This is a genomic window from Paenibacillus kyungheensis (genome assembly GCF_028606985.1).
Lineage (GTDB): Bacteria > Bacillota > Bacilli > Paenibacillales > Paenibacillaceae > Saccharibacillus > Saccharibacillus kyungheensis.
The window spans coordinates 5,015,377-5,040,964 of record NZ_CP117416.1; the positions used below are offsets into that span (position 1 = coordinate 5,015,377).

Here is a 25,588-nt window from a genome sequence, read left to right on the forward strand (position 1 = left end):
AAAAATCAAGCTTTTTCTTGTTCCCAATAATATTCAGTCCTCCTTTCGATATAAATCATATATAGCCCTTATTCTTTAATATATTATACGACTTTTATAAGTGTAAAAAATTATTTTTGCATATTATTTCTATTTTCCCTGTAGAGCTGTTTCTTTCTCCTTTATAATAGAACAAAGTACATTCAAACAAGGAGGCAATATCTGTTATGACTATTCCTGAAAATAATTCTATCAACAATATCGAACGATTTTCCGGTTTTGAAGATGTGTATGATCAGTATCGTCCGACGGCGCCTAGTCTTGTGGTAGATATTCTTTCGAACTATTTGCAAAAGAAACCTGGATTGGTCGTGGATGTAGGCTGTGGCACAGGGTTATCTTCTTTTATTTGGCGGGATCGAGCAGATCGTATTATTGGGGTAGAACCCAATCAAGATATGTTAAATAAAGCACGCTATAAGCTAAGTCTGACGACTCAAGCAGATCACCTTTCGTTTGAACAAGGATATTCCAATCAGCTTTCGCTGGATTCCAATAGTACAGATATCGTTACTTGTTCGCAGTCTTTTCACTGGATGGAACCGAAAAGCACATTAAAAGAAATTGCTCGTGTACTGGTACCGGGCGGAATTTTTGCTGCTTATGATTGTGATTGGCCACCAACTGTGAACTGGCAATTGGAGCGCGAATATATCCATCTATTAGCGATCTCGGAACGGATTATTGCAGAGCAAGCGAACCCCGAGCAAGTCGCTCGTAAGCGAGATAAAGACAATCATCTACAACAGATTGAGCAAAGCGGACATTTTCGTTTTACTAAAGAAATTGTATTCCATCATATTGAACCCTGTAGTGCAGAACGGTATGTAGGTATTTTGCTTAGTCAGGGCGGGATTCAAGCAGCATTGAAGTTGAACTCCGATTATTTGAAGTCTGAAATTCAGATTTTCCAAGCGATGGCAGATGATTACTTCCGTGGTGGAGTCACCAATGTAATGTTCAGCTATCGACTAAGACTTGGCATACACTGATCTTATTCTGGTAAACTTCAAGCAGAAAATGATACTTGTAATAGAACAAAAAAAGGCACTGAACATATGTTCAGTGCCTTTTTCGGTTCAAAAATGAGAGTATAATCCAGCTCATCTTCAATTCAGTTGAAGTTTGATTTATACGCCTTTTTCACGCAAATTGATATGATCTAGCTCTGTACTACTGTTGAAAATAAATTCTAACTGATACGCTCCACGAACATACGTCACTTTGGTTTGTTTCAGTTTACCGTTTTTGATCGTAGTAGTAGATGTTGGTGTATACCAGTTTTTGAGCAACATTTTCATCGTAATCCCGCCAATATTCGTCTGGCGTTCTACACTTGTGCCCATATAACGCATTTCACGAATCTTTGTTAATTTGTAATTGAATGCATAACCAGGGTTACCCATCTCTGCATGATACACATCAAATCCATCAGAGTCTTTCATCGCTTGATCAGGCTTACCGAAAGCTTTGACTACTTCATTTCTTGTCGTTTTACCCACAGTAAATGCACTGGCATTGCCCGGGAATTGACCTTTCAATGCTGGCTTGTAAAAGCTATTTAATGTTTTCAAAGCCATTTGACTATCGCTAGCAGTGACTTTACTCGTTGTAGCAGCAGATGCTGTCTGTACCGGAGATATTCCACTGGTTACTCCAAGTGTACCCACAGCTAATACTCCTGTCAGTGTTGCTGTACATATCATTTGTTTGATCGATTTCTGAGTCTTCATGTTCTTTTCCTCCTTGTAGATAAGGTATTTCAAGTGCTCATACTTGCCTAATTCTAATACATTCCAGTTCTACTTCTTGTCTCTTTATTCAAATACTAACATAATAAAGTATCGCATTTCAAAAGTATAAGCGCTTATACTTAACGATTTTGAGTATACTTTTTAACGTGTTCTTTTGTCAATCAAATAGGACTTTGGTCGCTGTATCAATCTATTAACATGAGGTTGAAGTGCTACAAAAAAGGGTATGTAAAAGCTACAGACTTTTAAATGAACAGGGGTGTGGAGACAATGGATATGGAGACAACTGCAAGCGAAGAAACGACTATACAACACCGTCCTAAAATTGCCTTAACAGGAGCAAGTGGTTATATCGGGCACAATTTGCTGAAGCGGTTAACAGATGAGTATGATGTGATTGCTTTATCCAGACATGGCGATGACAAAGAAAATAGTGAGCATGTTGAATGGCGTTCTTGTGAGCTATTCTCGATATCTGATGCAGAGAAGGCACTCAAAGGTGCAGATTATGCTATTTATCTTGTGCATTCTATGATGCCTACTGCCAAGTTGACCCAGGCTCATTTTGAAGATATGGACGTGATTTTAGCAGACCATTTTGCCAGAGCAGCCAAAAAGAATGGTATCAAACAAATTGTGTATTTAAGCGGCATTATTCCTGAAGGTGTACCACGGGAAAATTTATCGCGTCATCTACGCAGTCGTCTAGAAGTAGAGCAAATTCTAGGTTCTTATGGAGTACCTGTGACAACGATTCGGGCTGGATTGATTGTGGGACCGCAAGGTTCTTCGTTCCCGATTCTAGCGAAGTTGGTTCAGCGTCTACCGATTATGACACTACCAACATGGACACGCACCGAGACGCATCCGATTGCACTATCTGATGTATTGCAAGCTTTGAAAAAGAGTATCGGCAGTGATGAGTTATACGATCGGGCAATCGATGTTGGTGGTCCTGATATTATGACCTACAAACAAATGATGATGAAAACCGCAGAAGTGATGGAGAAAAAGCGTTCGTTCCATGATGTTCCTTTTCTAACGATCCATCTTTCTCGTCTCTGGGTGACATTGGTTACCGGTATGCCTAAAGAAATGGTTTATCCTTTGGTAGAAAGTTTAGCGCATCCGATGGTCGCTAATCCTGAACGCAAAGTAGAAGGCATTAGCGATGGACAGATTACTTTTGAAGAGTCTGCCAAATCTGCACTTGAAGAAGAAGAGAAGGAAAAAGAAAAAGCACAAGAGAAAAAGGAACAATCTGGTTCTTCTCCTGAACACAAAACCGAATCGGTATCCGATGTGCGTTCGATTCAACGTGTTGTTTTGCCGGATGGTAAAAATGCCGATTGGGCTGGTAAATACTATATGAAATGGCTGGGTGGAATCGCCAAATGGTTGATTCGCACCGAGTACGATGGTAGCAGTATTTATCGCGTCTATATCCGCCCTTCCAGTCAACCTATTTTGGAGTTAACATATTCTCCTGAATTGAGTAGCGAAGATAGTGCCGTCTACCATATTACAGGTGGTGCATTTACCAAAACGAAAGAAAATCATGAAGGACGATTGGAATTTCTACAAGTTCCTGGCACACAGGATTGTGTTATTGCTATTCATGATTATCTTCCATCATTACCATGGTTTATTTACAAATTCACGCAAGCCAAAGTCCATCTATGGGTTATGTATGCATTCCGCCGTCATTTAAAACGGATGATCAAAAGTGGCAAGCAACATGAATTCCCAGAAGGTCATCAATCTCAAGATTCACAACATCCGGCTACTCATACGATGAGCAGTTCACATAGTACGCCGTAATTCGATAACCTATTCAACTGTAAAACATATGATGTTATCTAGCAGGTCTGAACGCTCTTCATCTTCGTGATGAGTAGCTTCAGACCTTTTTAGGTATAGCCTATTTCGATATCAACATAGTTGGAATCTCAATCTCCTTTTGGGATGATCCGCCAATTCATGATAAAATGAACACATACGATTGATACCACAAGCCGAAGGGAGCTTTTTATACTGTGAAAAACGAACTGATTGATCGCTTAACTTCTTATGTGCAAATAGATACACAATCCAATGAGGATAGTGAGACATGCCCTTCTACACCCGGACAATGGACGCTTCTTCATCAATTGGTAGAAGAATTAGAACAGATCGGTATGGAAGATGTCACATTAGATGGTAACGGTTATGTGATGGCGACTTTACCTTCAAATACAGATCAACCAGCACCTGTTATTGGCTTTTTAGCTCATGTGGATACAGCGACTGATTTTACAGGGAAAAATGTAAAACCTCAACTGCTTGAAAATTACAACGGTGGCGATATTCTACTTAACCAGAATGAAGGGATTGTGTTATCCCCAAAAGACTTTCCTGAATTGGAGCAATATAAAGGTCATACATTGATCACTACTGATGGAACTACACTTCTTGGTGCAGATAACAAAGCAGGGATTGCTGAGATTATGACAGCGATGCACTATCTGATCGATCATCCAGAGATTAAGCATGGCAAGATCAGAGTTGCTTTTACACCGGATGAAGAGATTGGTAGAGGTCCTCATTTGTTCGATGTAGCTAAGTTCGGTGCCGAATATGCGTACACAGTAGACGGTGGCCCTCTTGGAGAACTGGAGTACGAGACATTTAATGCCGCAGCAGCCAAAGTCACGTGCAAAGGTAGTAATGTGCATCCAGGTACTGCCAAAAATAAAATGGTAAATGCTGCGAAAATCGCGATGGAATTGCATCGTCGTCTACCTGCAGGAGAAGCGCCTGAATTTACAGAAGGCTATGAAGGATTCTTCCATCTGTCTTCGATCAATGGTGATGTAGAAGAAACGCAATTGTCTTATATTATTCGTGACTTCAAACGGGAAGACTTCGATCATAAGAAAAATCTTCTGAATAGCATTGTCGAAGAATTCAGACAAACCTATGGCGAGAACAATATCTTGATCGATATGAAAGATCAGTACTATAATATGCGTGAAAAAATCGAACCTGTAAAACATATCGTTGATATTGCAGGACAAGCGATGAAAAACGTAGGGGTTGAACCTCATATTACACCGGTTCGCGGTGGTACAGATGGTGCTCAATTATCGTATATGGGTCTGCCTACACCGAATATTTTTACAGGTGGCGAAAATTATCATGGCAAATTCGAGTATGTATCTGTCAACAATATGGTGAAAGCTACAGAAGTGATTGTAGAAATCACTCAACTGTTTGCTAAGCCCAATCAGGCGTAAACCTATCCTACGTTTTGATATTTTAACGTTCTTACATTATATAGAAAGCAGGTAATGATACGATGACATTTTCGACTTCTCTTCAACGCACAGTAGCGCCTTTTCGCGCAGATCAAGTAGGCAGTCTATTACGCACAGATAAGATCAAGCAAGCTCGTCTGGACTTGACTAACGGTACACTGGATGCAGAACAACTACGCATGATAGAAAATGAAGAAATTCGCCGCATTGTTGCCAAACAAGAAGAAATCGGTCTATTGTCGATAACAGATGGTGAATTCCGCCGAGCTTGGTGGCACTTTGACTTTCTAGAACGTTTGGATGGTGTAGAAGGCTATGATACCGAAGGTGGTATTCAATTCCACAATACAACGACCAAAGCACATGGTGTCAAAGTCACAGGCAAAATCGACTTTACTACTCACTCGCATCTAGAAGATTACAAATTTCTTCATAGTGTTGTGAGTACAGGTCATACTGCCAAAATGACGATTCCAAGTCCAAATATGTTGTTATTCCGCGGACAAATTCAGACCGATCTGTATCGTGATCCTGAAGTGTTATTACATGATCTAGCTGAAGCATACAAAAAAGCGATTCGTGCTTTTTACGATGCAGGTTGTCGTTATCTGCAACTGGATGATACGTCCTGGGCTGCATTCTTTTCAGAAGAAGCCAAAGCCAAATTACGCAGTAATGGCAAAGACCCTGATCAAATGCTGGCTGATGCCGCTAAATTAATCAACCAATCAGTAGCTGATCGCCCGGCGGATATGACGATTACGATGCATATTTGCCGTGGTAACTTCCGCTCGACATGGGCAGCATCCGGTGGCTATGATGGTGCCGCTGAAACGATTTTGGATGGACTGGATCTGGATGGATTATTTATGGAATACGATGATGAGCGTTCAGGATCATTCGATGCGTTGCGCTTTGTGAAGCGTCCGAACTTACAGATTGTGCTTGGTCTGGTCACTTCTAAATATGGTGAATTAGAGAATCCTGATGATATCAAGCGCCGGATTGATGCTGCCTCCAAATTCGTTAATTTAGATCAATTGTGCTTGAGTCCACAATGCGGATTTGCTTCAACTGAAGAAGGTAATTTGCTGACAGAAGAGCAACAATGGGATAAGTTACGTCATGTCATCCATATTGCTCAGGATGTATGGAAATAATTATAGTGTAGTGTATTAAATATTGGAGTGAATTATTATGGAATGTCGGGTTGGCTGTGCCGCCTGTTGTATAGCAATCTCTATCTCTTCCCCAATCCCCGGTATGCCGAAAGGCAAGCCTGCTGGAGTTCCTTGTCCACAATTGACCGCAGAACGTCGTTGCGGATTGTTCGGTCGACCAGAACGTCCAGATGTATGTGGTGGGTTACCAGCTTCATTGGAAATGTGTGGCACTACCAATGAAGAAGCTTTTGCTTATCTAGAAGCCTTAGAGCAAGCTACTGCTCCAACAAAGCGTTCTCACTAACAACGCTAATATGTTTACGTTAAGACGGAATAGAATCCCTTTCATTGATTAAGAGTATACAGACATCTTTTATAGATGGATTTGCTCTTACGATATGAAAGGGATTTTTTTCTATGCTATTTTCTAATCGCTTCTAAATAAGTAATTCTACCGAAACATCTACATTTGTATTGTCCAAACAATTATATTACTTCTATTTATGTAAATAAATTTCTTTTACTATATAGAAAAGTTAAAATTTAAAATATAATTATGTATTTATTGCTATTTTATCTGTTTTTCCGAGCAATTACCCTTAATTTCAACATTTAAAAGTCCGATAATATAGGAGTATGATGACTATAAAAATGAGATTAAAGGGTGATTGACACATGAGTATGCTTGATTCTTTTTTACTATTTGTGCCGTACATTGGAAAAATTTTGAGAGAAAGAGCCACAGTATGTTTGTACGACAAGACACATATGCTTTACTATGAACAGTTAGATGGTATCGATCTTGGTTTCAAAACAGGTGATGTTCTTCCAGCCGGATTCGATAATTTCTCTTCCCTCCCCGACAAAGTCAATCCTTCTATTAGTCATTATCCCAAAGAAATGTTCGGTGTGCCGTTAGAAGGAATCAACGTTCCTATCTATGATGGTAATACACTATTTGCTGTACTTTCTGTTAATTATGATAAGAGTACAAAAGAAAACCTGGATTCTGTGTTACAAGAAAATGTATCTGCTGCTGATGGTCTTGTTGATATGGTGCAACATGTTGCCGCTCATGCACAGCAACTACAAGCAACGAGCGAACAAATTTTGCAAAATAGCAAAATAACAGTTGAGAAATCAGGCAAAATTAATGAAGTCGCTACATTGATCAAAGATATCTCTGAACAAACGAATTTGCTAGGTCTAAATGCCGCTATTGAAGCTGCTCGTGTAGGTGAATTGGGTGCAGGATTTGGTGTGGTTGCAACTGAAGTTCGTAAATTGTCAGTGAATGCCAAACAAGCCACTGGAGATATCGAAACCGCTCTTCGTGATGTACAACAATCGATTCGCCATATGGAAAATGAAATTGCTCAAATTACAGCCTCTTCTCAAGAACAATCTTCTCTTGTTGGTTCATTTACAGACGTGATTGAACGCTTGCAATCCGCAAGTACAGAAATGAAATCGATCACCAACAATCTATACCGCTACAGCGTCCCTCTTAACAAATAATCTCAGCCTATCTACTTGCCTTATCACACTAGAGCCTATCCTGAATAAAAAGCTCTAATGTATGTTAGAGTTTTTTATTTTTACAATTTGTTATCTTCTATACCACATTAACTCAAAAGATTAGTCTTTATTATAAGGCTCTTCTGTCCGATAGTAATACATATAGATACTATCAAAAATTGAGTAAGAAAAGGATGATTAGAACTATGCCAGTAATGCAAGCACTTTTAACCGCTTTGCCATACATCGGAAAACTTTTGCGCGAGCGCGCTACCATTTGCTTATATGATCATGAAAAGATCCTCTATTATGAACAATTTGGAGGTATTGATCTAGGATTTGTAGCAGACGGTCCTTTAGCTCCTGGCTTTGAAAACTTTGCTGGAATTGCGGATAAAGTGAACCCATCCATTACTCCTTTTCCTAAAGAAATGTTTGGTGTTTCTCTTGAAGGAATCAATGTGCCGATCCATGAAAATGGTCAAATCGTAGGTGTTATGACGATTAGCTATGATCAAAGAACGCAAGAAGATCTTCAAGGTGTTATGACAGAAAACGTGTCTGTATCTGAAAATCTTGTAGATATGGTGCAACATATTGCGGCTCATGCACAGCAACTACAAGCAACCAGTGAGCAAATTTTGCAAAACACGAAAACAACAGTTGAAAAATCAAGTAAGATCAATGAAGTAGCAATCCTAATCAAAGATATCTCTGAACAGACCAATTTGCTTGGTCTTAATGCTGCGATTGAAGCTGCTCGTGTAGGAGAATTGGGCGCAGGATTCGGTGTAGTTGCGACTGAAGTTCGTAAATTGTCTGTTAACTCCAAAAAAGCTACAGGCGATATTGAAACAGCACTTCGTGATGTACAAGAATCAATCCGTCAAATGGAAAATGAGATCACTCAAATTACCACTTCTTCTCAAGAACAAGCGACACTTGTGGGTTCATTTACAGAAGTAATCGACCGTCTTCAAGCTACAGGCGAAGCGATGAAAGATATCACTAAAAATATCTACTACTATAACAGTCAACCCAATAAATAATTAGATTCATTTTTCTATATTCCAAAAAGCTCTACAACCACATTCAGTGATTGTAGAGCTTTTTTTCAATAGATAACCATATCACTCTTAGCCGCTCTCTTCTTGCACCATTACCAGACTTCGTGCTGTACGATTACGACCTGCATATTTGGCTTCATATAATGCTCGATCGCTGTGTTGATATAACATACTAAGCTGCGTCTCTTTGGTAGCAGATACTGTGACCACTCCTACACTAATCGTATACGACAACGGCAAAGCATGAAACCGATGATGCTCAATCGTAGAGCGTAGTTGTTCAGCGATTTGACTGGATCGTTGTTCATCCGTATCAGGTAGCAGAATAGCAAATTCGTCACCACCATATCTTCCAAATATCGCTTGTTCCTCTAACTGCTCTGTCACAAGTATCGCCATATCACGCAATACCCGATCGCCAATATGATGACCGTATGTATCGTTGATCGCTTTATAATGATCGATATCAAATAAAAGGTACGATACGGATTGCTGCTTTTTGGCTAATTCATAGATACAATTTTTACTTTCGATCATAAATGTCCGCCGATTTAGTATACCTGTTAGATCGTCATAACTGGCAATACGCAGTAGATCGACATCTGCTTGCTCTTTGGATAACAGCACAAAACCGGTATTTCCCAAAATCATAATCAAATACAGCGACAGAAACGTAAACGTCTGATACATCCCTGTTGTAAATAATCCAACAACAGCACCAAAATACATAGCAAACACAGTTCTAAACCATAGACTAATCACAACAATACTATACAAATAACCCATCAAATGCTGAAGTGAAGATGCTTTTCGATCTGAGATCATACGGTAGGCGGGATAAAGGATAAACAAAGAGGTGGCGATAGAAGCATAAATAATACGAGTCGTTTCTGTTACACCTAAGAAGTAAATTGATACAAAACCAATAATCGTTATCGTAGTATAGCCCATATACAGATTGCGAATTTGTTTAGAAAACGCTTTTTGCAACACTAGAAACGAAGCTGTCTCCAAAGCGGCACCGATAAATAAAAAAGAATTAGCAACTGCAATTGAGAAAAAATCAGGAGCAGTATTGCGAAAAATCAACATAAACCATGCGATAGCCTGTACCCATTTAGAAAGGTAAAACATGTTAACAGCACGATCTTTCATATAATTCTGACGATATGCACGGATCAAGATGACAGTAAAAATGTGTCCAAATACAAGTGAAATGAACACTGTTTTCATATCCAGATTGAAATCCATCTGTTTTATTCACACACCTTAACCAATGAAATGTAATTACCTATCAGTATAACAAGTTTTGAGCGACGTAAATAGTCAAATAATTCCCCAAATTGAAATAAATAAACAGTAGTATGACAGGTATTTCTCTAATTAATATGTAACTAATAATATTTCTTTTCTATCTGCGTCTTTTCAGGTACAATGCTTGAGGTATGTCTGACGACAGTGAGGGATACCTAACAATTATTGGAGGCTAAATTCCTTATGCAAACTTCTTCGCAAACTCATGTTAAGATCATCAATGCTGATCCTAGCGCACTCGGCCTGTTCGGTCTGGCTATTGTTACTCTGGTAGCTTCTTCTCAAAAGCTAGGTCTAACGACAGGACTCAGCTATGCTATTCCCTGGGCGATCTTTCTGGGCGCTTGCGCTCAATTATTCGCTTGTATTCAAGATTCCAAGCGAAACAATACATTTGGTACGACGGCATTTGGAGCATTTGCTTTCTTTTGGTTCGCGATGGCAGGCAACTGGATGATCAAAATGGGCGTATTCGGCACTGCTCTAGCCAATGATGTAGATGGTAAGCAACTAGGCTTTGCTTTTGCCGGTTATCTTGTTTTTGTACTCTTTATGACGATCGGTGCCATGGAGACACACAAAGTATTATTTATTATTTTCTGCTTGATCGATCTGTTATTCCTCGGACTCACCTTTGATGCGTTTGGTGTGGCTCCTCATATTTTCCATACACTTGCTGCTTATGCAGAGATGGGTATTGGGATTATGTCTTTATACGGTACAGGTGCATTGGTATTGAATACTCATTTTGGCAAAACATTTTTACCTATTGGTAAGCCATTTGGTATTTTCAAAGACCATAACTAAGTATTGTTCTCTATAACCAAGCACCCATTAAGCACCAATCAACACATGCGATTATTCTATTGCATGTGTTTTTTTATATCTATAGTGTGAGACTTTATCTGCGAGAAAGTACAATAACTATACGCCTACTTTATAAATATAAATTTTGGTACGGTGAATATCGACACATTGTACAATCTTTTCAGGTGTCCAATCGGGCAATGCAAAATAGACACTAATAATATATGTATACGCTACAGCACGTTCACGCAAAATCGTACTCAATTGCTTCATAGCTCCCGGAAACAAATAACACACAATAATATTTGCTTCTTCATAAGGGTATTGATACATATCTCCACGAATAAATGTAAGTGGCACTTTCTCAAACTTGGCCCACCATTTAGAAATCCAAAAAGGCACTACCGAATTTTCGATACCGATCACATGATAATTCGGGATATGTTTGGCTAAAAATATCGCTAACGTTCCCCAGCCTGAACCGGTTTCTACAATAGTTTTTTGACGTGCTTGGTATTCCATATGTTGTTGGATAATCGAATATTGTTGCGCAGGATCATCTGTTTCTAATTTGAAAAGCGGATGATCTAATTCTTGTACTTTAGACAAACGCAACACTTCTTCAGCTACTTTACTTCGCAACAATAATGATGCTGGTAATGGGGAGATGCCATTACGCCAGCTATAATACACAATCGACAATACAGCCAGTAGTGCAATAACAAGCAATACCGTCGATATAATCAATGATCCTGTATCCATACACTTCCCACCTTTTTTGTAACATGTAGTCTATTCATGATACAATTCTAAGCCAATAAATTCCAGTTTCTTCTCTACTATTCAATAAATACATAAAAGACCGCTCCTCCTGTATCGAAGAGCGGTCTTTTATTATTATCGTCTTTTGGACTAGACAGGTTATTATCCTTTGATCGATCCACCCAATAGACCACGTACAAAGTACTTCTGTAATGCAAAGAATACAGCAAGTGGTGTTAGCATAGAGACAAATGCCGCTGCTGTTAACAGATGCCAGTCACTACCACGCGAACCAACCATATTCGCAATATTCATTGACAATACCTGTACTTCCGGTTGAGAACCGAGGAAGATAAGTGATACCAGATAATCATTCCATACCCATAAGAACTGGAAGATACTAATCGAAGCCAGTGCAGGTACAGACAATGGAAGAATTAATTTAGAGAAGATGGTAAAGTTAGTCGCTCCATCCATATAAGCTGATTCGAACAGATCACGAGGAAGCTGACTGATCGAATTGTACATAAAGTACGTAATTAGCGGCAGACCAAATGCCGTATGTGCTAACCATATACCGAAGTACGTTCCATTGAGTCCAAGTGCTGTATAATCTCGCAAAATCGGAATCAAAGCAACTTGTAAAGGTACAACCAGTAATGCAATCACGATTACAAAAAAGACGCGTCGTCCTTTGAACTTGAGCCATGCAAAAGCATATGCGGCAAAGGAAGCAATAAAGATCGGGATAACTGTCGATGGAATAACAACAGCGATCGTATTCCAGAACGATCTTCCCATTCCGCTACCTTGCTCGGTTTTGACGGTGCCATCAGGTTGCGTGATTTTGTACTGTTTACCGCCTAGCACTGTTTCATAGTTCAGCGTTGTAAAATCAAGTGTGAATCCACTCCATTTTTTATCCTGAACATCTACAGTACGTGAACGGCGATTTTCCCAGACCAGACGTTTATCACCTTGCATTACACCTGATTTGAGTTGATCATCGCTAAATGTCTGTCCATTAACGGTGATCGGCTGACGAAGATCAGTATCTTTGGGAAGTTTCACTTGTTCTTCAGTTGCCCACTGGCGATGAGGGAATACCGTCCACCAACCGGTCTGCAAAATATCTGCTGCCGGACGCACTGATGAGATCAACAGCCCCAGTGTAGGAATAAACCAGATAATACAAATAATCGCTAGAATCGTATTAACCAACCAATTCGCTTTGCGTTTGGGTGCTTTATTTTTTCGTTTAGCCATCAGAAGCTTCCCTCCTTCTGAAGCTGGCGCAGATTCAGGATAATAACCGGAATAACTGCAATCAGCAACACAATCGCAAGCGTCGAACCATAGCCTGCATTTTGATACATAAATAATTGACGGTAGAATTCAGTTGCAACTACTTCTGTTCCGTACTGTCCACCGGTCATAATCATAACGACATCGAATATTTTCAATGTAAATACGATAATCGTTGTCGTAACTGCAAGGACTGTACTAGAGATCACAGGCAACATAATTTTGAAAAAGATACGTACTTCACCTGCGCCATCCATCCGCGCGGCTTCCAACATATCTTCCGGTATACCTTTGATCGAAGCGGAAAAGATAACCATAGCAAACCCGGTCTGCATCCAGACCAATATGACAATCAAGAAGAGGTTATTCCAGGGTTGCACCATACTGAGCCAGCCCTGCGGCTGGAGTCCTAACTGCACCATAATAGCGTTAAGTAGACCGATCTGGTCATCGCCTGGTTGGTAGTAATAGATGAATTTCCAGATAACCCCTGCGGCTACGAACGAAATCGCCATCGGCATAAACACAATCGCTTTGGCAAGACGTTCAAAGCTACTGCGGTCAGCCAGTACAGCGACTAACATCCCTAAAATAACGCACGCTAAGGTTCCGAATACCACCCACAGCAAGTTATTCCGTAGCGCTGTTAACAATAGTCTGTCTGTAAAAACAGCTCCAAAGTTAGCTAGCCCTACAAATCGGGTCGAATCGGCATTGAAAAAACTAAGATATAATGTACGTAATGTTGGTAAAAAGAGCAACCAGCCTAGCAATAATACAGCCGGCCCTACAAATACATAAGGAATGACGCGTTCTTTCCATTTATCCGAATATTGCTCAACTACCCAGTTCAATGAAAAATAAATAGAATAGATCCCAAATATTCCCCAGATCACAGCAAGCAAAGCATTCAAGACCGGTGGAAGATCCGAGCTTCTAAAAAATAAAAAGATCGAGAAATGCAAGCCTACGTTTAAAGCAGGAACAAGTATTGATAACAAAATCAACTTCAACATAGACCCTTGATTGGCTCGCACGTCCATCGGCTTTCCCCCTTAATCAAGCCAAAATTGGACCGATAGCATCGGCCCGTTCTGACTCATGTCAATGTATACCTGCTATATACATACATAGTATCTATCGTGCGATACTATTGTTTTTTGAAGCCTGATTGAATCTCAGCCATCGCTTCATCTAGATTAGCTGTACCACTCACATAATCCGTCATACCTTTCCAGAACGTTCCTGCGCCTACAGCACTTGGCATCAAGTCAGAACCGTCAAAGCGGATTGTTTTGGCTTCTTGTACAAACTGAGACATACGACGTTCTTGATCATTAGCGAACCAATCATCAGGAGTACCGTTCATTGGAGGTGTTACACCACCGGATTGAATCCAGCTTTGTAGAGATTCTGCTGTTGTAAAGAACTCCATGACTGCACGTACTTCTGGACGATCATTGAACATCGCATAGATATCACCAGAGATCATAGCAGGTGTACCATATTGCTCATCGATCGATGGGAACGGGAACCAGTCATACTCGTCTGCTGTTACGCCTTCAGGAATAAAGGATACGATAAATCCAGCTTGACGGTTTAACCATGCTTTTGGAGGATCTGTAAACAACGGTTGGATGGAATCCCCGAAGTTCGTTGTTACGATTGAACTACGTCCACCGTATACATAATCTTTGTTGAACCAGATATCAGACATTTTTTTAACTGCATTTTTAACAATAGGATCTGTAAATGGCAAGTCGCCTTTTACCCATTTGTCATAGTTTTCAGGAGTAGTTGTACGAAGCATAATATCTTCGATCCAGTCTGTTGCAGGCCAGCCTGTTGCTGTACCACTTTCAATACCAATACTCCAAGCAGGATCGCCATCTTTAGCGATTTGCTCTGTTAATGCCATCATTTCATCCCAAGTTTTAGGTACTTCATAACTAGCATCTGCGAATGCTTTTTTGTTGTACCATACTAAGCTTTTCACACTACTACGTGCCCATACGCCCGCAGTAATTTCTTTGCCGCCTTCACCTTTCATCTTCGCCATATCTAGCCAGCTATCTTTGTATTGCTCTTTCAGATAGTTAGCATCCATAAAGCTAGATACATCAACCACTTTACCAGAGTTAGCGAATCCTTCTAACAATCCTGGTTGTGGGAAGTCAGCGATATCCGGTGCATTACCACCGTTAACACGTACATTGATAGTAGCTTCAAATTCTTTGGAACCTTCATAAGCAATATCAATACCGGTTTGATCTTCGAATGCTTTGATACTTGCATTGAATTTCTGCTCATCCGCGTCTACGAATGGACCGTACATCGTTACTTTGGTTCCTTTATATTCACCTTTTAAGGCTTTTTCTAATTCAGATCCAGCTGGAACTTTCGCTGTCTTGATCATATCTGTACCTGTTGTTGTCGTTGCTGTTGTATCTGTTCCGGTTGCAGCGGGTTCTGTTGATGCTGTATTACTTGTTGTTCCTCCACATGCACTCATGACGACTGAAAATAGCAAAACCATCATCAGTGACATTGTGCTGCTTTTTTTCAACTTACGCTTCATGTACTCAGCCCCTTTTTTTTAATTACACCTTGAATCAAGAACAACAAAAGAACATAAATAACATAATTAGATATTTTTTACTTCTTACCCATTTTCTTATGTAATGAGCAAAAAGTAAATAGGAATTTGATAACGCTATCAAAAAATCTTCAAACTCCTGTTATACAGTAGAAAAATAGCATTTACAAAAGAGAGGGATTACATCTATACATGTACTCACAACACTCTTTGCAAACGCTTGCATTCATCTGCAACCTCATTTTAGGACATGATTGACTCATAAGCAAGAGTTATTTTCATCGATGAAAATAATTTAAATTTACCCTTATCTGTGCTATATATCGCCATTAATCATTAATAGATATGTAATGGATAAAAATGGTAAAATCATGATCTTAATAAATGTTCAGAAATTGTTCAGTCTGATTCGATATAGTAAAACAAGATTCACAGATTTAAAAAGCAAAGGGGATATTTATAGCATGAAAAAATGGATGATTTTATGCTTAGCTGTATTGATTGCATTGCCGGGGACAGCAACGACAAATGTTTTTGCTGAGGACAATACAACCAATACAACAACTAGCAACGAATCAAGCTCGGTTACCAATGACACTTACTCTTCTGGCACTCCTGTCACTCATGTCGAAAGTACAAATACTGGTGTTTCTTCGAATCAAACAAACAGTAAACCTGTGATTACGTTGATTGGAGATGCACAGATTCAAATTAAAGTAGGTAGTACCTTTTCTGATCCAGGTGTAACCGTACAAGACGATGTATACCCTGATCTCAAAACAGCTAATATCACTTACGAGTACAACGGTTCTCCTGTAACTAAAGTTGATACGAGTTTAGAAGGTATATTCAAGATTCACTACAATGTAACTAATGGTGATAATGTAGCCGCTGATGAGGTTATCCGCACAGTTCTTGTTACAAGTTCTAAACAATATATCGATTTATCAAGCGTTAATCTTTCTAACGCTTATGGTATGGCATACTATGGAGATAACGTTTACGTTGCTCAACGCGGAGTTGGAATATCTCGTGTAGATCTTTACACAGGTAAAGTAACTTCGATTGTAAAAGCTGCTCGTTCTTTTATGGGAGTTGCTTTAAATTCTTCTGGGGACTTATTTTATACTATTGATAGTGACTCACATATTTATAAAGTATCTCACAAAGATATGCTTGAATTACCATTGAGTAATACAGCCTTCAATGAGAGTAGTACTGTATTCTTTTCTGACAAATATAATTATATTTATGGTTTAGCTATCGATGCCAAGGATAATGTATATTTCTCTGATTATTCAACAAGAGCTATTTTAAAAATTCCAGCAGGTACAAACAGTGCTCAAGTTGTGATTGAGAATTTTACTACTTCCTTCACGAGCTTTTCTTTTGATTTGTACGGAAACCTTTATACTGCTGGGGATAATGAAAAAGTATATCGGATTTCTTCAAAAGATTTGACTACCACTCCTTTACAATCCAGTAGTCTAGTTAATTTAAATCCAAACTCTTATGTAAGTGCATATGGAATTGTTTTCCTTTCGAATGGCGATTCTTACATTGGTAGTGGTGGATCTATGCAAAAATCACCTATACAACCTATTGCGCCAATCATTGAACTTCTTGGTAGTTCTCAAATGACATTAAATGTAGGCGATACTTTTGTAGAGCCTGGTGTAGTGGTTAAAGATAATGCCTATCCTAACTTAGTAGCAACTGTAAACTATACTTTAAATGATACTCCTGTTTCTAGTATAGATACTAACATTGCGGGTACGTATACTATTTACTACAATGTCACTAACCCTTCAAACCTTTCTGCTGAGCAAGTGACTCGCACTGTTGTTGTCAACAAAATTAGCGGTTATTTCGATCTTACTAACACGAATATTCAAAGTCCATATGGTATGGCTTATCACAATGGATATGTATATGTATCCTCCTACCAAAAAGGGATTGATCGTGTATCGGTAACTACAGGTGAAGTAGAACATATAGTTAAATCTTCAAATAGTTTTTTCGGTGTCGCTTTAAATAAAGCGGGCGATCTATTTTATACCAAAAACGGAGATAAACATGTTTACAAAATATCTGCAAAATATCTGCAAGATCTCCCGTTAGATTCAGCAAATTTTAATGACTATTCAAACGTTTTCGATTCATACAATAACACTAGTATGTACGGGTTGGCTATTGATAACAATGATAATATGTATATTGGAAGCTACAATTACAGCTCCAACTCTGACAGTAGCCTTATCAAAGTAAACCTGACAACGAAAGCAAGACAAAACGTACTCACAAATAATACAAATTCTAATTATCATGGTATTTTGGGAGTCACTACAGATGCCAAAGGAAATTTATTTTATAGCAGTAGCGGATTTTTAAGTGTGGGGCTTAAAAAGATAAGTTATGATCATTTACAAAGCTTACCTGTAGATAATTCACTTATCGAGTCTTACCCAAGTGATTTTTATTCTGCAGTAGGGTTGGTTATCCTACCAGATGGTAAAGGATATTATAGTAATGGTATTTCTATTCAACCGTTCAAAAAAGTTGCTCCTCCTGTTATCACATTGAATGGCGACTCTTATATTCGACTAACCCAAGGTGATGCTTATGTCGATGCAGGCGTTGCTATTACAGATTCTGTCGATAGCAATCTACAACCAACTGTCACTTATACGTTAAATGGTGAACCTGTAAATGCTATTGATACCTCTGTTGTAGGTGAATACATTGTTCATTACAATGTAAAAAGTAGCTCTGGTTTAAATGCACAAGAAGTGACTCGTTATGTATCAGTGAAAGCTATTCCGACCGATCTTACACAAGTTGAACTTAATCGTCCATTTGAATTAGCGTATTTCAATGGTGATGTATATTATGCTGATTATGATCGTGGACTTTACAAAGTTTCTACTAAAACATTAAAAGTGACTCACCTTTCTAAAGGCGATGATATCGTTGCTGTAACATTAAACAAAGCTGGAGACCTATATTACTCCAAATCTGGTGATAATCGTGTATGGGTGCTAGATCATAAGTATCTGCAAGACAGTGAATTACTGCCTTATACAACTTCAGATTTAGAAGAATATAGCACTCTTTATTACACTGCGCCTAGTCAAGTGTTTAATCCATCCAGTGAACCTATTAATCTCATTTCTACTCAAGGTATGAAAAATGCTACATCTATTACTGGACTTGCTTTAGATCAACAAGATCGTTTGTATATTGCTACTACTACAAATGATTATTTTAGCGAAACATCGACTTCTAATATTGTTCGTCTATCTGGTGCCAATCTGAATCCTGAATTGGTTGCATCTTATCCAACAGTCATTCGCGGTATTACGATTAGCCAATTTGGTAATTTATATGTAAATGTGGGATATGCCTACTTGTACAAAGCAAAAGCTTCTTTACTTCAAAATCTTCCTGTTGCAACACAGAATTTTGAAATGATGGGTGAAACAAACTTTGCTTATGGTGTTGCATTCTTACCAGACCATACAGGGTATGTAAGTTCTGCAAAATCAGGTACATTGACTAAACTAGACTTCTTGGATGAAGCAGAAGTGATTCCAGTAACTGGCATTACTTTAGACAAAGCAACATTAGATTTCAAGAAAAAAAGCGCGGCTCAAACATTAAAAGCAACTGTTACTCCTGATAATGCTACAGATTCTACTGTATTATGGATCAGCAGCAATCCAAGTGTAGCTACAGTAACTGACGGTGTTGTTACTCCAATCGGTAAAGGTACAGCAATCATCAGCGCTTACTCTGTATCTCAAAAAGAACTGTTCGCAAGTGCAACAGTAACAGTCAAAGAATCCGATGATAAAACATCTTCTTCAGGTGGTTCACAAAAGATCACACTTGATGTAGATGATGGTAAAGGCAAAACAACGATTCCTGCTACAGCAGTGGTCAACCGTACAACTCAAGCTAATGGTCAAAAACAAGATCAGATCACATTCTCAACTGATAAAGTGATCGAAGCGATTACGAAGCTAAAAGATGCTGCTCAACAAACGGTTCGTCTAGTTGTTCCAGATGCTAGCGATGAAGTATCTCAAACCGATATCACTTTACCGTTAACAGCAGCGAAAGATTTGAAAAATGCAGCAATGAATTTAGAAATTAGCACCAACGATGCGAAATTGTCTGTTGCTTCTACTTCATTGAACAATATTACAAACGATCTTTATTTCCACTTTGTACCACTCAAAACAGTAGCACAACAAAATGCAGTGGCAAATCGTGCAAAACAAGAACAGATCGTAAAACAAGCTCTAGGCAATGGTGATATCTCTGTAGTGGGTCGTCCAATGACCATTGAAACGAATTTGCAAAATCAACCGGTTCAATTGGTAATGCCGATCGACAACAGTGCGATTCCACAAGATGCAACAGCCAAACAACAATGGTTAAATCAATTGCGTATCTTTATCGAGCATAGTGATGGTGATCGTGAATTGGTACAACCAAGCGTAGTGGATTATGGTAATGGTCAGACAGGTCTACAATTTACAGTTAACAAATTTAGTACATTTACGATTGTAGATATGCAGAACCTGGCATCTGCTCCAACGAATAATTCAACAACAGATAACAACAATGTCAATACAGATACAACGGCTGGTGTAGTCAAACCTGCTTATATCCAGGGTTACCCGGATCAAACATTCCGTCCAAACAACAGCATTACTCGTGCGGAAATGGCTTCCCTATTGTATCGTTTACAAGCAACTGCACCAAAAGCATCTGCTAGTGGTAACGGAAGTTATTCTGATGTATCTGCTACGTTCTGGGCACATCAAGCCATTGCTTCTATGCAATCCACTGGACTGATGAAAGGTCTAACAAACGGTAAGTTCGCTCCAGCTCAACCGATCACTCGTGCAGAGATGGCTGCTATTGTAAGCCGCTGGCAAGGTCTTAGCGGTGCAGGAAGCTCCTTTGCGAATGATATCAACGGACACTGGGCAGCAAACGATATCAAGCGTGTAACAACGGCTGGATTGATGCAAGGTGTATCACCTTCTAGCTTCCAACCAGATCAACCGTTAACTCGTGCTCAAGCCGTAACAATTTTGAACAAAATTTTAGAAAAAACAGCTAACTTAACAGCTGGCAACAAAGCATGGAAAGATGTTCCTGCTAGTCACTGGGCTTATGCAGATATCATGGAAGCTTCTAACTCCTACACTTTGAAATAAGTAGCGATTAAGAAGACAAATGAGCATTGTATCATTCAAAGGGCAACCTCCTATTCGTAGGAAGTTGCCCTTTTTGATTTGTCTTACGAATTGTATTGCGAGTCGTCTTGTGAATGATCATTTTAATAATAGTAGAACATTGTTCATTTTTTAAAATCACATTGCAATTTAGCGATTTTTTTCATCTAGTTTTATATTCATTTTCTAGTGCCCTATTACTCGTTTGCCATAAAAGAATTTATTCCAATCTCCATCGCTATGACGTAACGCTAGATAAATATACAGCGACGTGGAGAAGTTACCCAGACAGATACATAACAAGATCCACAGAAGTAATTGCCAACCCGATTCTTTGCGAAAAATCATCCAAGAAATAAATAAAATCATCCCCACATAAAAATCGACCAGCACCAACCGACCCCATAACAATGACAACAACATTTGCCCTTCTACCAACACATCCCCAAATACAGCTCCATACACATTGCTACAGATCATCACAATAAATAAAACCAAACTCAACACCTTAGCCGTTTTCATTGATCCTCTTCTCCTACCTTCCCTCACGTACATGTTCATTCCCTACACTGACCCGATCCTATAGAACATATCTGATAACCATCTTCTTACCATCTATTTTCTTCCAATTCTATTCATCCAACTACCCTATACATCCTCTTACTCCACACCATTCATAACTACACTAACTCCTAATTATATACTCTTTCCCTTCCTGCCCCTCCTCTTCAAGGAGAGGAATCATTCACACTTGTTTTAAATTACCCACCCCCATGCCTCCTCGCACAGAGCGGAAGAAAATAATTTATTCTGAAAGTCGCCTTTGAAGTCCAATCCCGACTGCTTGCCAGTCATTCAAGGGATTAGACTTCACCAGCGACGGCAAGAACAAATTATTTTCTGGAGCGGTGACTCTCCAATTTAAAACCCAATTATTCCGATATTTTAACTCCACATGATATTCTGTTAAAATAGAAGAGAATCAAGTAAAGAGATCAAAGGAGCTGAATGAATCATGACTGAAAAACAACAATTAGGTAAAAGCGATCTATGGGTAAATCCAATCGGACTGGGTACGAATGCGGTTGGTGGACATAATATTTATCCTAATTTGGATGAAGAAGTCGGTAAAGAAATGATCCGTACTGCACTAGCAGAAGGAATTGATTTTCTAGATACTGCATTCATTTATGGACCTAAGCGCTCTGAAGAATTGATTGGTGAAGTGCTTCAAGAAACAGTTAAGCGTAAAGACGTTATTATCGCTACCAAAGGTGCTCATAAATTTACAGATAGCGGCGAAGTGGTGATTGATAACTCACCTGAATTTCTACGTGCAAGTGTAGAAGAAAGTCTACAACGACTACAAACCGATTATATCGATTTATTTTATATTCATTTCCCTGATGAACATACACCGAAAGATCAAGCTGTAGCCGAGCTGAAAAAGTTGAAAGACGAAGGTAAAATTCGGGCGATCGGTGTATCTAACTTCTCGTTAGAACAGTTAAAAGAAGCGAACAAAAACGGCGATGTCGATGTTCTTCAATCTCATTACAATCTGTTCCATCGAGATGCTGAACAAGATCTATTACCGTATACCGCTGAAAATGGAATTACATTTATTCCTTATTTCCCGCTTGCTTCAGGATTACTAGGCGGTAAATATACCAAAGACACCAAGTTCGATGATATTCGTGCAAATAACCCACTATTTACAGGTGAAGCGTTTATTAATAATTTAGAAAAAGTAGATAAACTTCGTCCGATTGCACAAGCCAAAGGTGTCGATATTGCTCATATTGTATTAGCATGGTATCTTACACGCGATTCGATTGATGCTGTTATTCCAGGTGCGAAGCGTGCTGAGCAAGTGAAAGACAATCTTCAAACGCTACATGTACAATTAACACCACAAGAAATTGCACAGATTGATACCATTTTTAGCTAATTGATTATCTGTATTCTAAATAGCAAAGCCGAGCGTCTACATGATCTGTAGTGCTCGGTTTTTTGGTATGGTTTCAATTTTTATCGTATCTATTTGGAGTGATCGAGGTATGTTGCAACAAAAAAAGCCGCTCTGTAGAGAGCGACTTCAGGCTATATTTTATATCATTTCGATACACATCATAAGTTGATAAGTATCATATTCGCTATCGACTAGATACGCATATGATCGGCGCGCCAGTTCGTAATCGCATTTTCGATATCTGAACTGGATAGATTCTCATTGGCTGCACGTTCGGATAATGCAGGAAATTCTGCATCACTTGCATAACGAAGTGCAATAATTTGAGCTTTGGATAGACGAGGGTCTAATTCTTTACCGGTTAAACGGAAATAACGGAACTGTTCTTCGATACGCACAATGCGATCTTGCGTTTTGGTCGCATAGACTCGAATCCGCGGAATCGCAAAAAATAAACAAACCATTAATATTAACAGTAACCATGATAGCAATACATGCTCATCATAACGAATCGCTTCGACCCAATAGATCACAGTTAGCACAAACGTTACTAATAAAAGAGGCAAAGCCACAAAATGATACGGCCAATCATAACGAATCGATTTCTTCTTCGGTGGTGTTGCCATGATTACACATCCTTTTTCTACTGTAAATGTAGTTCCCATGTATTATTACACCAATCCCTGGAAATACTACCATGATCACAAAGAAAGAAAAGAGATCGACGGCTCATAGCAGAACACTTTTGCTTATAAAGAAGAAATAATACTCACCACAATCATACAAAGACCTGATGTATACGTTAAGCAGGATATCCGCCGCCCGGTGGTGGCCATGCGCCAAACAGACGACGTAACAATACGATTTCGCCCAAATGATACGTATTATGTGAAGCAATATTACGCAACAATCCAGCAGCCGTTTCCCCCGGGAAATGAACTAATGGTTGCTCCAGATTCATCGTACGTGCTAACTCACAAGCGTAATCGATCCCTTGCAAAAAGCGATCCAATACATCTTGCCATGTCGCTTCATCGACAGCTTGGACTTCTGTAAGCCAACTTTCGCTAACATTCGCTGGCAATTGAGGCTTTTCACCGCGTAAATGAGTCAACATAAAATCTTGCCAGTAACTCATATGACTAATCAGTTGGTAAATTGTATAAGGAGAATGTTCTAGCACACGACCGGACAATTCTAGATCGACATCCGACAACGCGCGCGCGATAGGTAAATGCCCTCTTTCTCCGATCAAAGACTGTACTAACGCTTTGGAAAAAGCTTCTTGAGAAGAAATGGTCATATAAATGCTCCTTTTTTCGTATTTATTCCGGTTGAGGCGGTTGAATAATGCCTATAGAAAATAAGAAGATCAGGATAATTAAGATCGGTGCAATATAACGTAAAATAAACATCCATGTATCGTACCAGAATCCTGATAATCCTGCTTCTTCACCTGCACGTTTCCATGCATATCCGGTAAAGATCGTAACAATAAATCCGCCCACAGGCATCAAAATATAAGAAGTGACAAAGTCGAATACATCAAAAATACTTTTGCCATCCAATGTGATAAAGCTAAGAACACCCCCGACAGATAACGCAGCAGGAACACCGAGTATGAAAGAGAAAATACAGACAATACTCGCTGCTTTTTTACGAGTCCAATTCCATTGTCCCATCGCATACGCTACAGGTACTTCGAGAATAGAGAAGCATGAAGTAATCGCCGCAATCGCTAGCAATAAGAAGAATAGACCGCCAAAAAAAGCACCTAAAGGCATTTGCGCAAATGCCGCAGGCAACGCCATAAATGCTAGCCCTACCCCTTGATCCGGTTTGAGTCCATAAGAGAATACTGTAGGGAAAATAATCAGTCCTGCTAATAGTGCATAGAACAAGTCTCCTGCTCCAATCGCAAGCGCTGCTTTACCTAGTGATTGCTCTTTACGTACATAAGAACCGTACGTTAACATACAACCCATTCCAAGTGATAGCGAGAAGAACGCATGTCCTAGCGCTGTTAAGATCGAAGCCCGACTTAACTTATCAAAATCAGGTGCTAAGAAAAACTCTACCCCTGCCGCTGCTCCAGGCAACGTCAATGAACGGAACATCAATATAAGCAAAATAACCAAAAACCCTGGAATCAGAATCTTATTGTATTTCTCAATTCCGCCAGATACCCCTTTAGCTATAACGATACCTGTAATTAACATTACAACCGCTTGCCAGAACAACGGTGCATAACCACCAGCAAAATTCGTAAATTCTGCTGTAAAATCAGTATTAACATCAGACAGACTACCGCTAAAAGATAATACCGTATAATGCAGTGTCCATCCTGCTACCACACCGTAATAACACATAATCAAGAAAGAAGTCACTACTGGAATCGTACCGATCCATTTCCAATGCTTCTTCCCTGTAATGTTGAAAAGCGAAGCCGCAGCATTACCCCGTCCACTTCGACCAATCGCCATTTCTGCCAATAGAATCGGTAGACCTACTACGATCAGACAAATAATAAACATTAAGAAAAAGGCAGCCCCGCCGTATTTACCGGTGATATATGGGAACTTCCACATATTCCCCAGACCTACTGAACTACCAATCGCTGCCAAAATAAACCCGCTTGTTGAAAACCGTTCGATCTTACCACTGCCTGTACTTGCTGAATCTGAACCTTCTTTTTGTGCCATAGGTATACTCCTTATTAATAAAGTGAATTATGCCTATGTTACAC

Annotated in this window: 20 protein-coding genes; 10 read left to right on the plus strand and 10 right to left on the minus strand. The window is 39.3% G+C overall.

The features are described from left to right. Positions 1-206: 206 nt before the first annotated feature. Entirely contained in the window at positions 207-1,031 is an 825-nt protein-coding gene (locus tag PQ456_RS21765) for a class I SAM-dependent methyltransferase (protein ID WP_273614093.1), read from the plus strand. A 138-nt stretch (positions 1,032-1,169) separates the two neighbouring features. Here the strand turns inward: PQ456_RS21765 and PQ456_RS21770 are convergent, their stop codons facing one another. Next, the gene (locus PQ456_RS21770; protein ID WP_273614094.1) at positions 1,170-1,772 is read right to left on the minus strand and encodes a YjgB family protein; all 603 of its coding nucleotides are present in this window, start codon (positions 1,770-1,772) and stop codon (positions 1,170-1,172) included. A 291-nt stretch (positions 1,773-2,063) separates the two neighbouring features. On the opposite strand from PQ456_RS21770, the gene PQ456_RS21775 reads away from it, so the two are divergent. The 6 genes from PQ456_RS21775 to PQ456_RS21800 all read left to right on the plus strand — a co-directional run bounded on the left by PQ456_RS21775 (position 2,064) and on the right by PQ456_RS21800 (position 8,819). Then, a complete protein-coding gene (locus tag PQ456_RS21775) occupies positions 2,064-3,614 on the plus strand; it encodes an NAD(P)H-binding protein (protein ID WP_273614095.1) in 1,551 nt (516 codons plus the stop codon). Positions 3,615-3,829: 215 nt separating this feature from the next. Then, positions 3,830-5,068: a peptidase T gene (gene pepT, locus PQ456_RS21780; RefSeq protein WP_273614096.1), complete on the plus strand. Its 1,239-nt coding sequence runs from the start codon at positions 3,830-3,832 to the stop codon at positions 5,066-5,068. Positions 5,069-5,130: 62 nt separating this feature from the next. After that, positions 5,131-6,249, plus strand: a complete 1,119-nt coding sequence (locus PQ456_RS21785) for a 5-methyltetrahydropteroyltriglutamate--homocysteine S-methyltransferase (RefSeq protein ID WP_273614097.1) — start codon at positions 5,131-5,133, stop codon at positions 6,247-6,249. Between the two features lie 37 nt (positions 6,250-6,286). Further along, on the plus strand, positions 6,287-6,556 hold the full coding sequence (locus PQ456_RS21790; RefSeq protein ID WP_273614098.1) for a YkgJ family cysteine cluster protein: 270 nt from the start codon (positions 6,287-6,289) through the stop codon (positions 6,554-6,556). Positions 6,557-6,927: 371 nt separating this feature from the next. Then, entirely contained in the window at positions 6,928-7,770 is an 843-nt protein-coding gene (locus PQ456_RS21795) for a methyl-accepting chemotaxis protein (RefSeq protein WP_273614099.1), read from the plus strand. Between the two features lie 206 nt (positions 7,771-7,976). Continuing rightward, the gene (locus PQ456_RS21800; protein ID WP_273614100.1) at positions 7,977-8,819 is read left to right on the plus strand and encodes a methyl-accepting chemotaxis protein; all 843 of its coding nucleotides are present in this window, start codon (positions 7,977-7,979) and stop codon (positions 8,817-8,819) included. 87 nt (positions 8,820-8,906) lie between these two features. Here the strand turns inward: PQ456_RS21800 and PQ456_RS21805 are convergent, their stop codons facing one another. Next, complete coding sequence (locus PQ456_RS21805) at positions 8,907-10,088, minus strand: GGDEF domain-containing protein (RefSeq protein ID WP_273614101.1); 1,182 nt, start codon at positions 10,086-10,088, stop codon at positions 8,907-8,909. A gap of 246 nt (positions 10,089-10,334) precedes the next feature. Between PQ456_RS21805 and PQ456_RS21810 the strand changes: the two genes are divergently transcribed. Then, entirely contained in the window at positions 10,335-10,958 is a 624-nt protein-coding gene (locus tag PQ456_RS21810; RefSeq protein WP_204825942.1) for an acetate uptake transporter, read from the plus strand. 117 nt (positions 10,959-11,075) lie between these two features. On the opposite strand, the gene PQ456_RS21815 is transcribed toward PQ456_RS21810, so the two are convergent. From PQ456_RS21815 to PQ456_RS21830, 4 genes are all read right to left on the minus strand, one after another. Continuing rightward, positions 11,076-11,720 carry a class I SAM-dependent methyltransferase gene (locus PQ456_RS21815; protein ID WP_273614102.1) on the minus strand — a complete coding sequence of 215 codons (645 nt, stop codon included), beginning with the start codon at positions 11,718-11,720 and terminating at the stop codon, positions 11,076-11,078. A gap of 162 nt (positions 11,721-11,882) precedes the next feature. Continuing rightward, positions 11,883-12,986, minus strand: a complete 1,104-nt coding sequence (locus PQ456_RS21820; protein ID WP_273614103.1) for a carbohydrate ABC transporter permease — start codon at positions 12,984-12,986, stop codon at positions 11,883-11,885. Further along, positions 12,986-14,068, minus strand: a complete 1,083-nt coding sequence (locus tag PQ456_RS21825; protein WP_273614104.1) for a carbohydrate ABC transporter permease — start codon at positions 14,066-14,068, stop codon at positions 12,986-12,988. Before PQ456_RS21825 ends, PQ456_RS21820 begins: the two co-directional genes overlap by 1 nt. Positions 14,069-14,175: 107 nt before the next feature. Further along, the gene (locus PQ456_RS21830) at positions 14,176-15,603 is read right to left on the minus strand and encodes an ABC transporter substrate-binding protein (protein WP_273614105.1); all 1,428 of its coding nucleotides are present in this window, start codon (positions 15,601-15,603) and stop codon (positions 14,176-14,178) included. Between the two features lie 482 nt (positions 15,604-16,085). Here PQ456_RS21830 and PQ456_RS21835 point away from each other — a divergent pair, with 482 nt between their 5' ends. Continuing rightward, positions 16,086-20,852 (plus strand): immunoglobulin-like domain-containing protein, encoded by a 4,767-nt coding sequence (locus PQ456_RS21835; protein WP_273614106.1) that lies wholly within the window; start codon positions 16,086-16,088, stop codon positions 20,850-20,852. Between the two features lie 204 nt (positions 20,853-21,056). Here PQ456_RS21835 and PQ456_RS21840 read toward each other — a convergent pair whose 3' ends face one another. Then, positions 21,057-21,392 carry a DUF1475 family protein gene (locus tag PQ456_RS21840; RefSeq protein ID WP_273614107.1) on the minus strand — a complete coding sequence of 112 codons (336 nt, stop codon included), beginning with the start codon at positions 21,390-21,392 and terminating at the stop codon, positions 21,057-21,059. A gap of 493 nt (positions 21,393-21,885) precedes the next feature. Here PQ456_RS21840 and PQ456_RS21845 point away from each other — a divergent pair, with 493 nt between their 5' ends. Next, positions 21,886-22,821 carry an aldo/keto reductase gene (locus PQ456_RS21845; RefSeq protein WP_273614108.1) on the plus strand — a complete coding sequence of 312 codons (936 nt, stop codon included), beginning with the start codon at positions 21,886-21,888 and terminating at the stop codon, positions 22,819-22,821. Between the two features lie 212 nt (positions 22,822-23,033). Here the strand turns inward: PQ456_RS21845 and PQ456_RS21850 are convergent, their stop codons facing one another. The 3 genes from PQ456_RS21850 to PQ456_RS21860 all read right to left on the minus strand — a co-directional run bounded on the left by PQ456_RS21850 (position 23,034) and on the right by PQ456_RS21860 (position 25,544). Further along, entirely contained in the window at positions 23,034-23,507 is a 474-nt protein-coding gene (locus PQ456_RS21850; RefSeq protein WP_273614109.1) for a DUF6526 family protein, read from the minus strand. 137 nt (positions 23,508-23,644) lie between these two features. Continuing rightward, on the minus strand, positions 23,645-24,145 hold the full coding sequence (locus PQ456_RS21855) for a DinB family protein (protein ID WP_273614110.1): 501 nt from the start codon (positions 24,143-24,145) through the stop codon (positions 23,645-23,647). 22 nt (positions 24,146-24,167) lie between these two features. Further along, a complete protein-coding gene (locus PQ456_RS21860) occupies positions 24,168-25,544 on the minus strand; it encodes a sodium-dependent transporter (RefSeq protein WP_273614111.1) in 1,377 nt (458 codons plus the stop codon). Positions 25,545-25,588: the final 44 nt, after the last annotated feature.

Bases quoted from the DNA above. Each gene is read 5' to 3' on its own strand.
- PQ456_RS21765 (WP_273614093.1), top strand. From the start codon at position 207: ATGACTATTCCTGAAAATAATTCTATCAACAATATCGAACGATTTTCC.
- PQ456_RS21770 (WP_273614094.1), bottom strand. From the start codon at position 1,772: ATGAAGACTCAGAAATCGATCAAACAAATGATATGTACAGCAACACTG.
- PQ456_RS21775 (WP_273614095.1), top strand. From the start codon at position 2,064: ATGGATATGGAGACAACTGCAAGCGAAGAAACGACTATACAACACCGT.
- PQ456_RS21785 (WP_273614097.1), top strand. From the start codon at position 5,131: ATGACATTTTCGACTTCTCTTCAACGCACAGTAGCGCCTTTTCGCGCA.
- PQ456_RS21790 (WP_273614098.1), top strand. From the start codon at position 6,287: ATGGAATGTCGGGTTGGCTGTGCCGCCTGTTGTATAGCAATCTCTATC.
- PQ456_RS21795 (WP_273614099.1), top strand. From the start codon at position 6,928: ATGAGTATGCTTGATTCTTTTTTACTATTTGTGCCGTACATTGGAAAA.
- PQ456_RS21800 (WP_273614100.1), top strand. From the start codon at position 7,977: ATGCCAGTAATGCAAGCACTTTTAACCGCTTTGCCATACATCGGAAAA.
- PQ456_RS21805 (WP_273614101.1), bottom strand. From the start codon at position 10,088: ATGGATTTCAATCTGGATATGAAAACAGTGTTCATTTCACTTGTATTT.
- PQ456_RS21810 (WP_204825942.1), top strand. From the start codon at position 10,335: ATGCAAACTTCTTCGCAAACTCATGTTAAGATCATCAATGCTGATCCT.
- PQ456_RS21815 (WP_273614102.1), bottom strand. From the start codon at position 11,720: ATGGATACAGGATCATTGATTATATCGACGGTATTGCTTGTTATTGCA.
- PQ456_RS21820 (WP_273614103.1), bottom strand. From the start codon at position 12,986: ATGGCTAAACGAAAAAATAAAGCACCCAAACGCAAAGCGAATTGGTTG.
- PQ456_RS21825 (WP_273614104.1), bottom strand. From the start codon at position 14,068: ATGGACGTGCGAGCCAATCAAGGGTCTATGTTGAAGTTGATTTTGTTA.
- PQ456_RS21830 (WP_273614105.1), bottom strand. From the start codon at position 15,603: ATGAAGCGTAAGTTGAAAAAAAGCAGCACAATGTCACTGATGATGGTT.
- PQ456_RS21835 (WP_273614106.1), top strand. From the start codon at position 16,086: ATGAAAAAATGGATGATTTTATGCTTAGCTGTATTGATTGCATTGCCG.
- PQ456_RS21840 (WP_273614107.1), bottom strand. From the start codon at position 21,392: ATGAAAACGGCTAAGGTGTTGAGTTTGGTTTTATTTATTGTGATGATC.
- PQ456_RS21845 (WP_273614108.1), top strand. From the start codon at position 21,886: ATGACTGAAAAACAACAATTAGGTAAAAGCGATCTATGGGTAAATCCA.
- PQ456_RS21850 (WP_273614109.1), bottom strand. From the start codon at position 23,507: ATGGGAACTACATTTACAGTAGAAAAAGGATGTGTAATCATGGCAACA.
- PQ456_RS21855 (WP_273614110.1), bottom strand. From the start codon at position 24,145: ATGACCATTTCTTCTCAAGAAGCTTTTTCCAAAGCGTTAGTACAGTCT.
- PQ456_RS21860 (WP_273614111.1), bottom strand. From the start codon at position 25,544: ATGGCACAAAAAGAAGGTTCAGATTCAGCAAGTACAGGCAGTGGTAAG.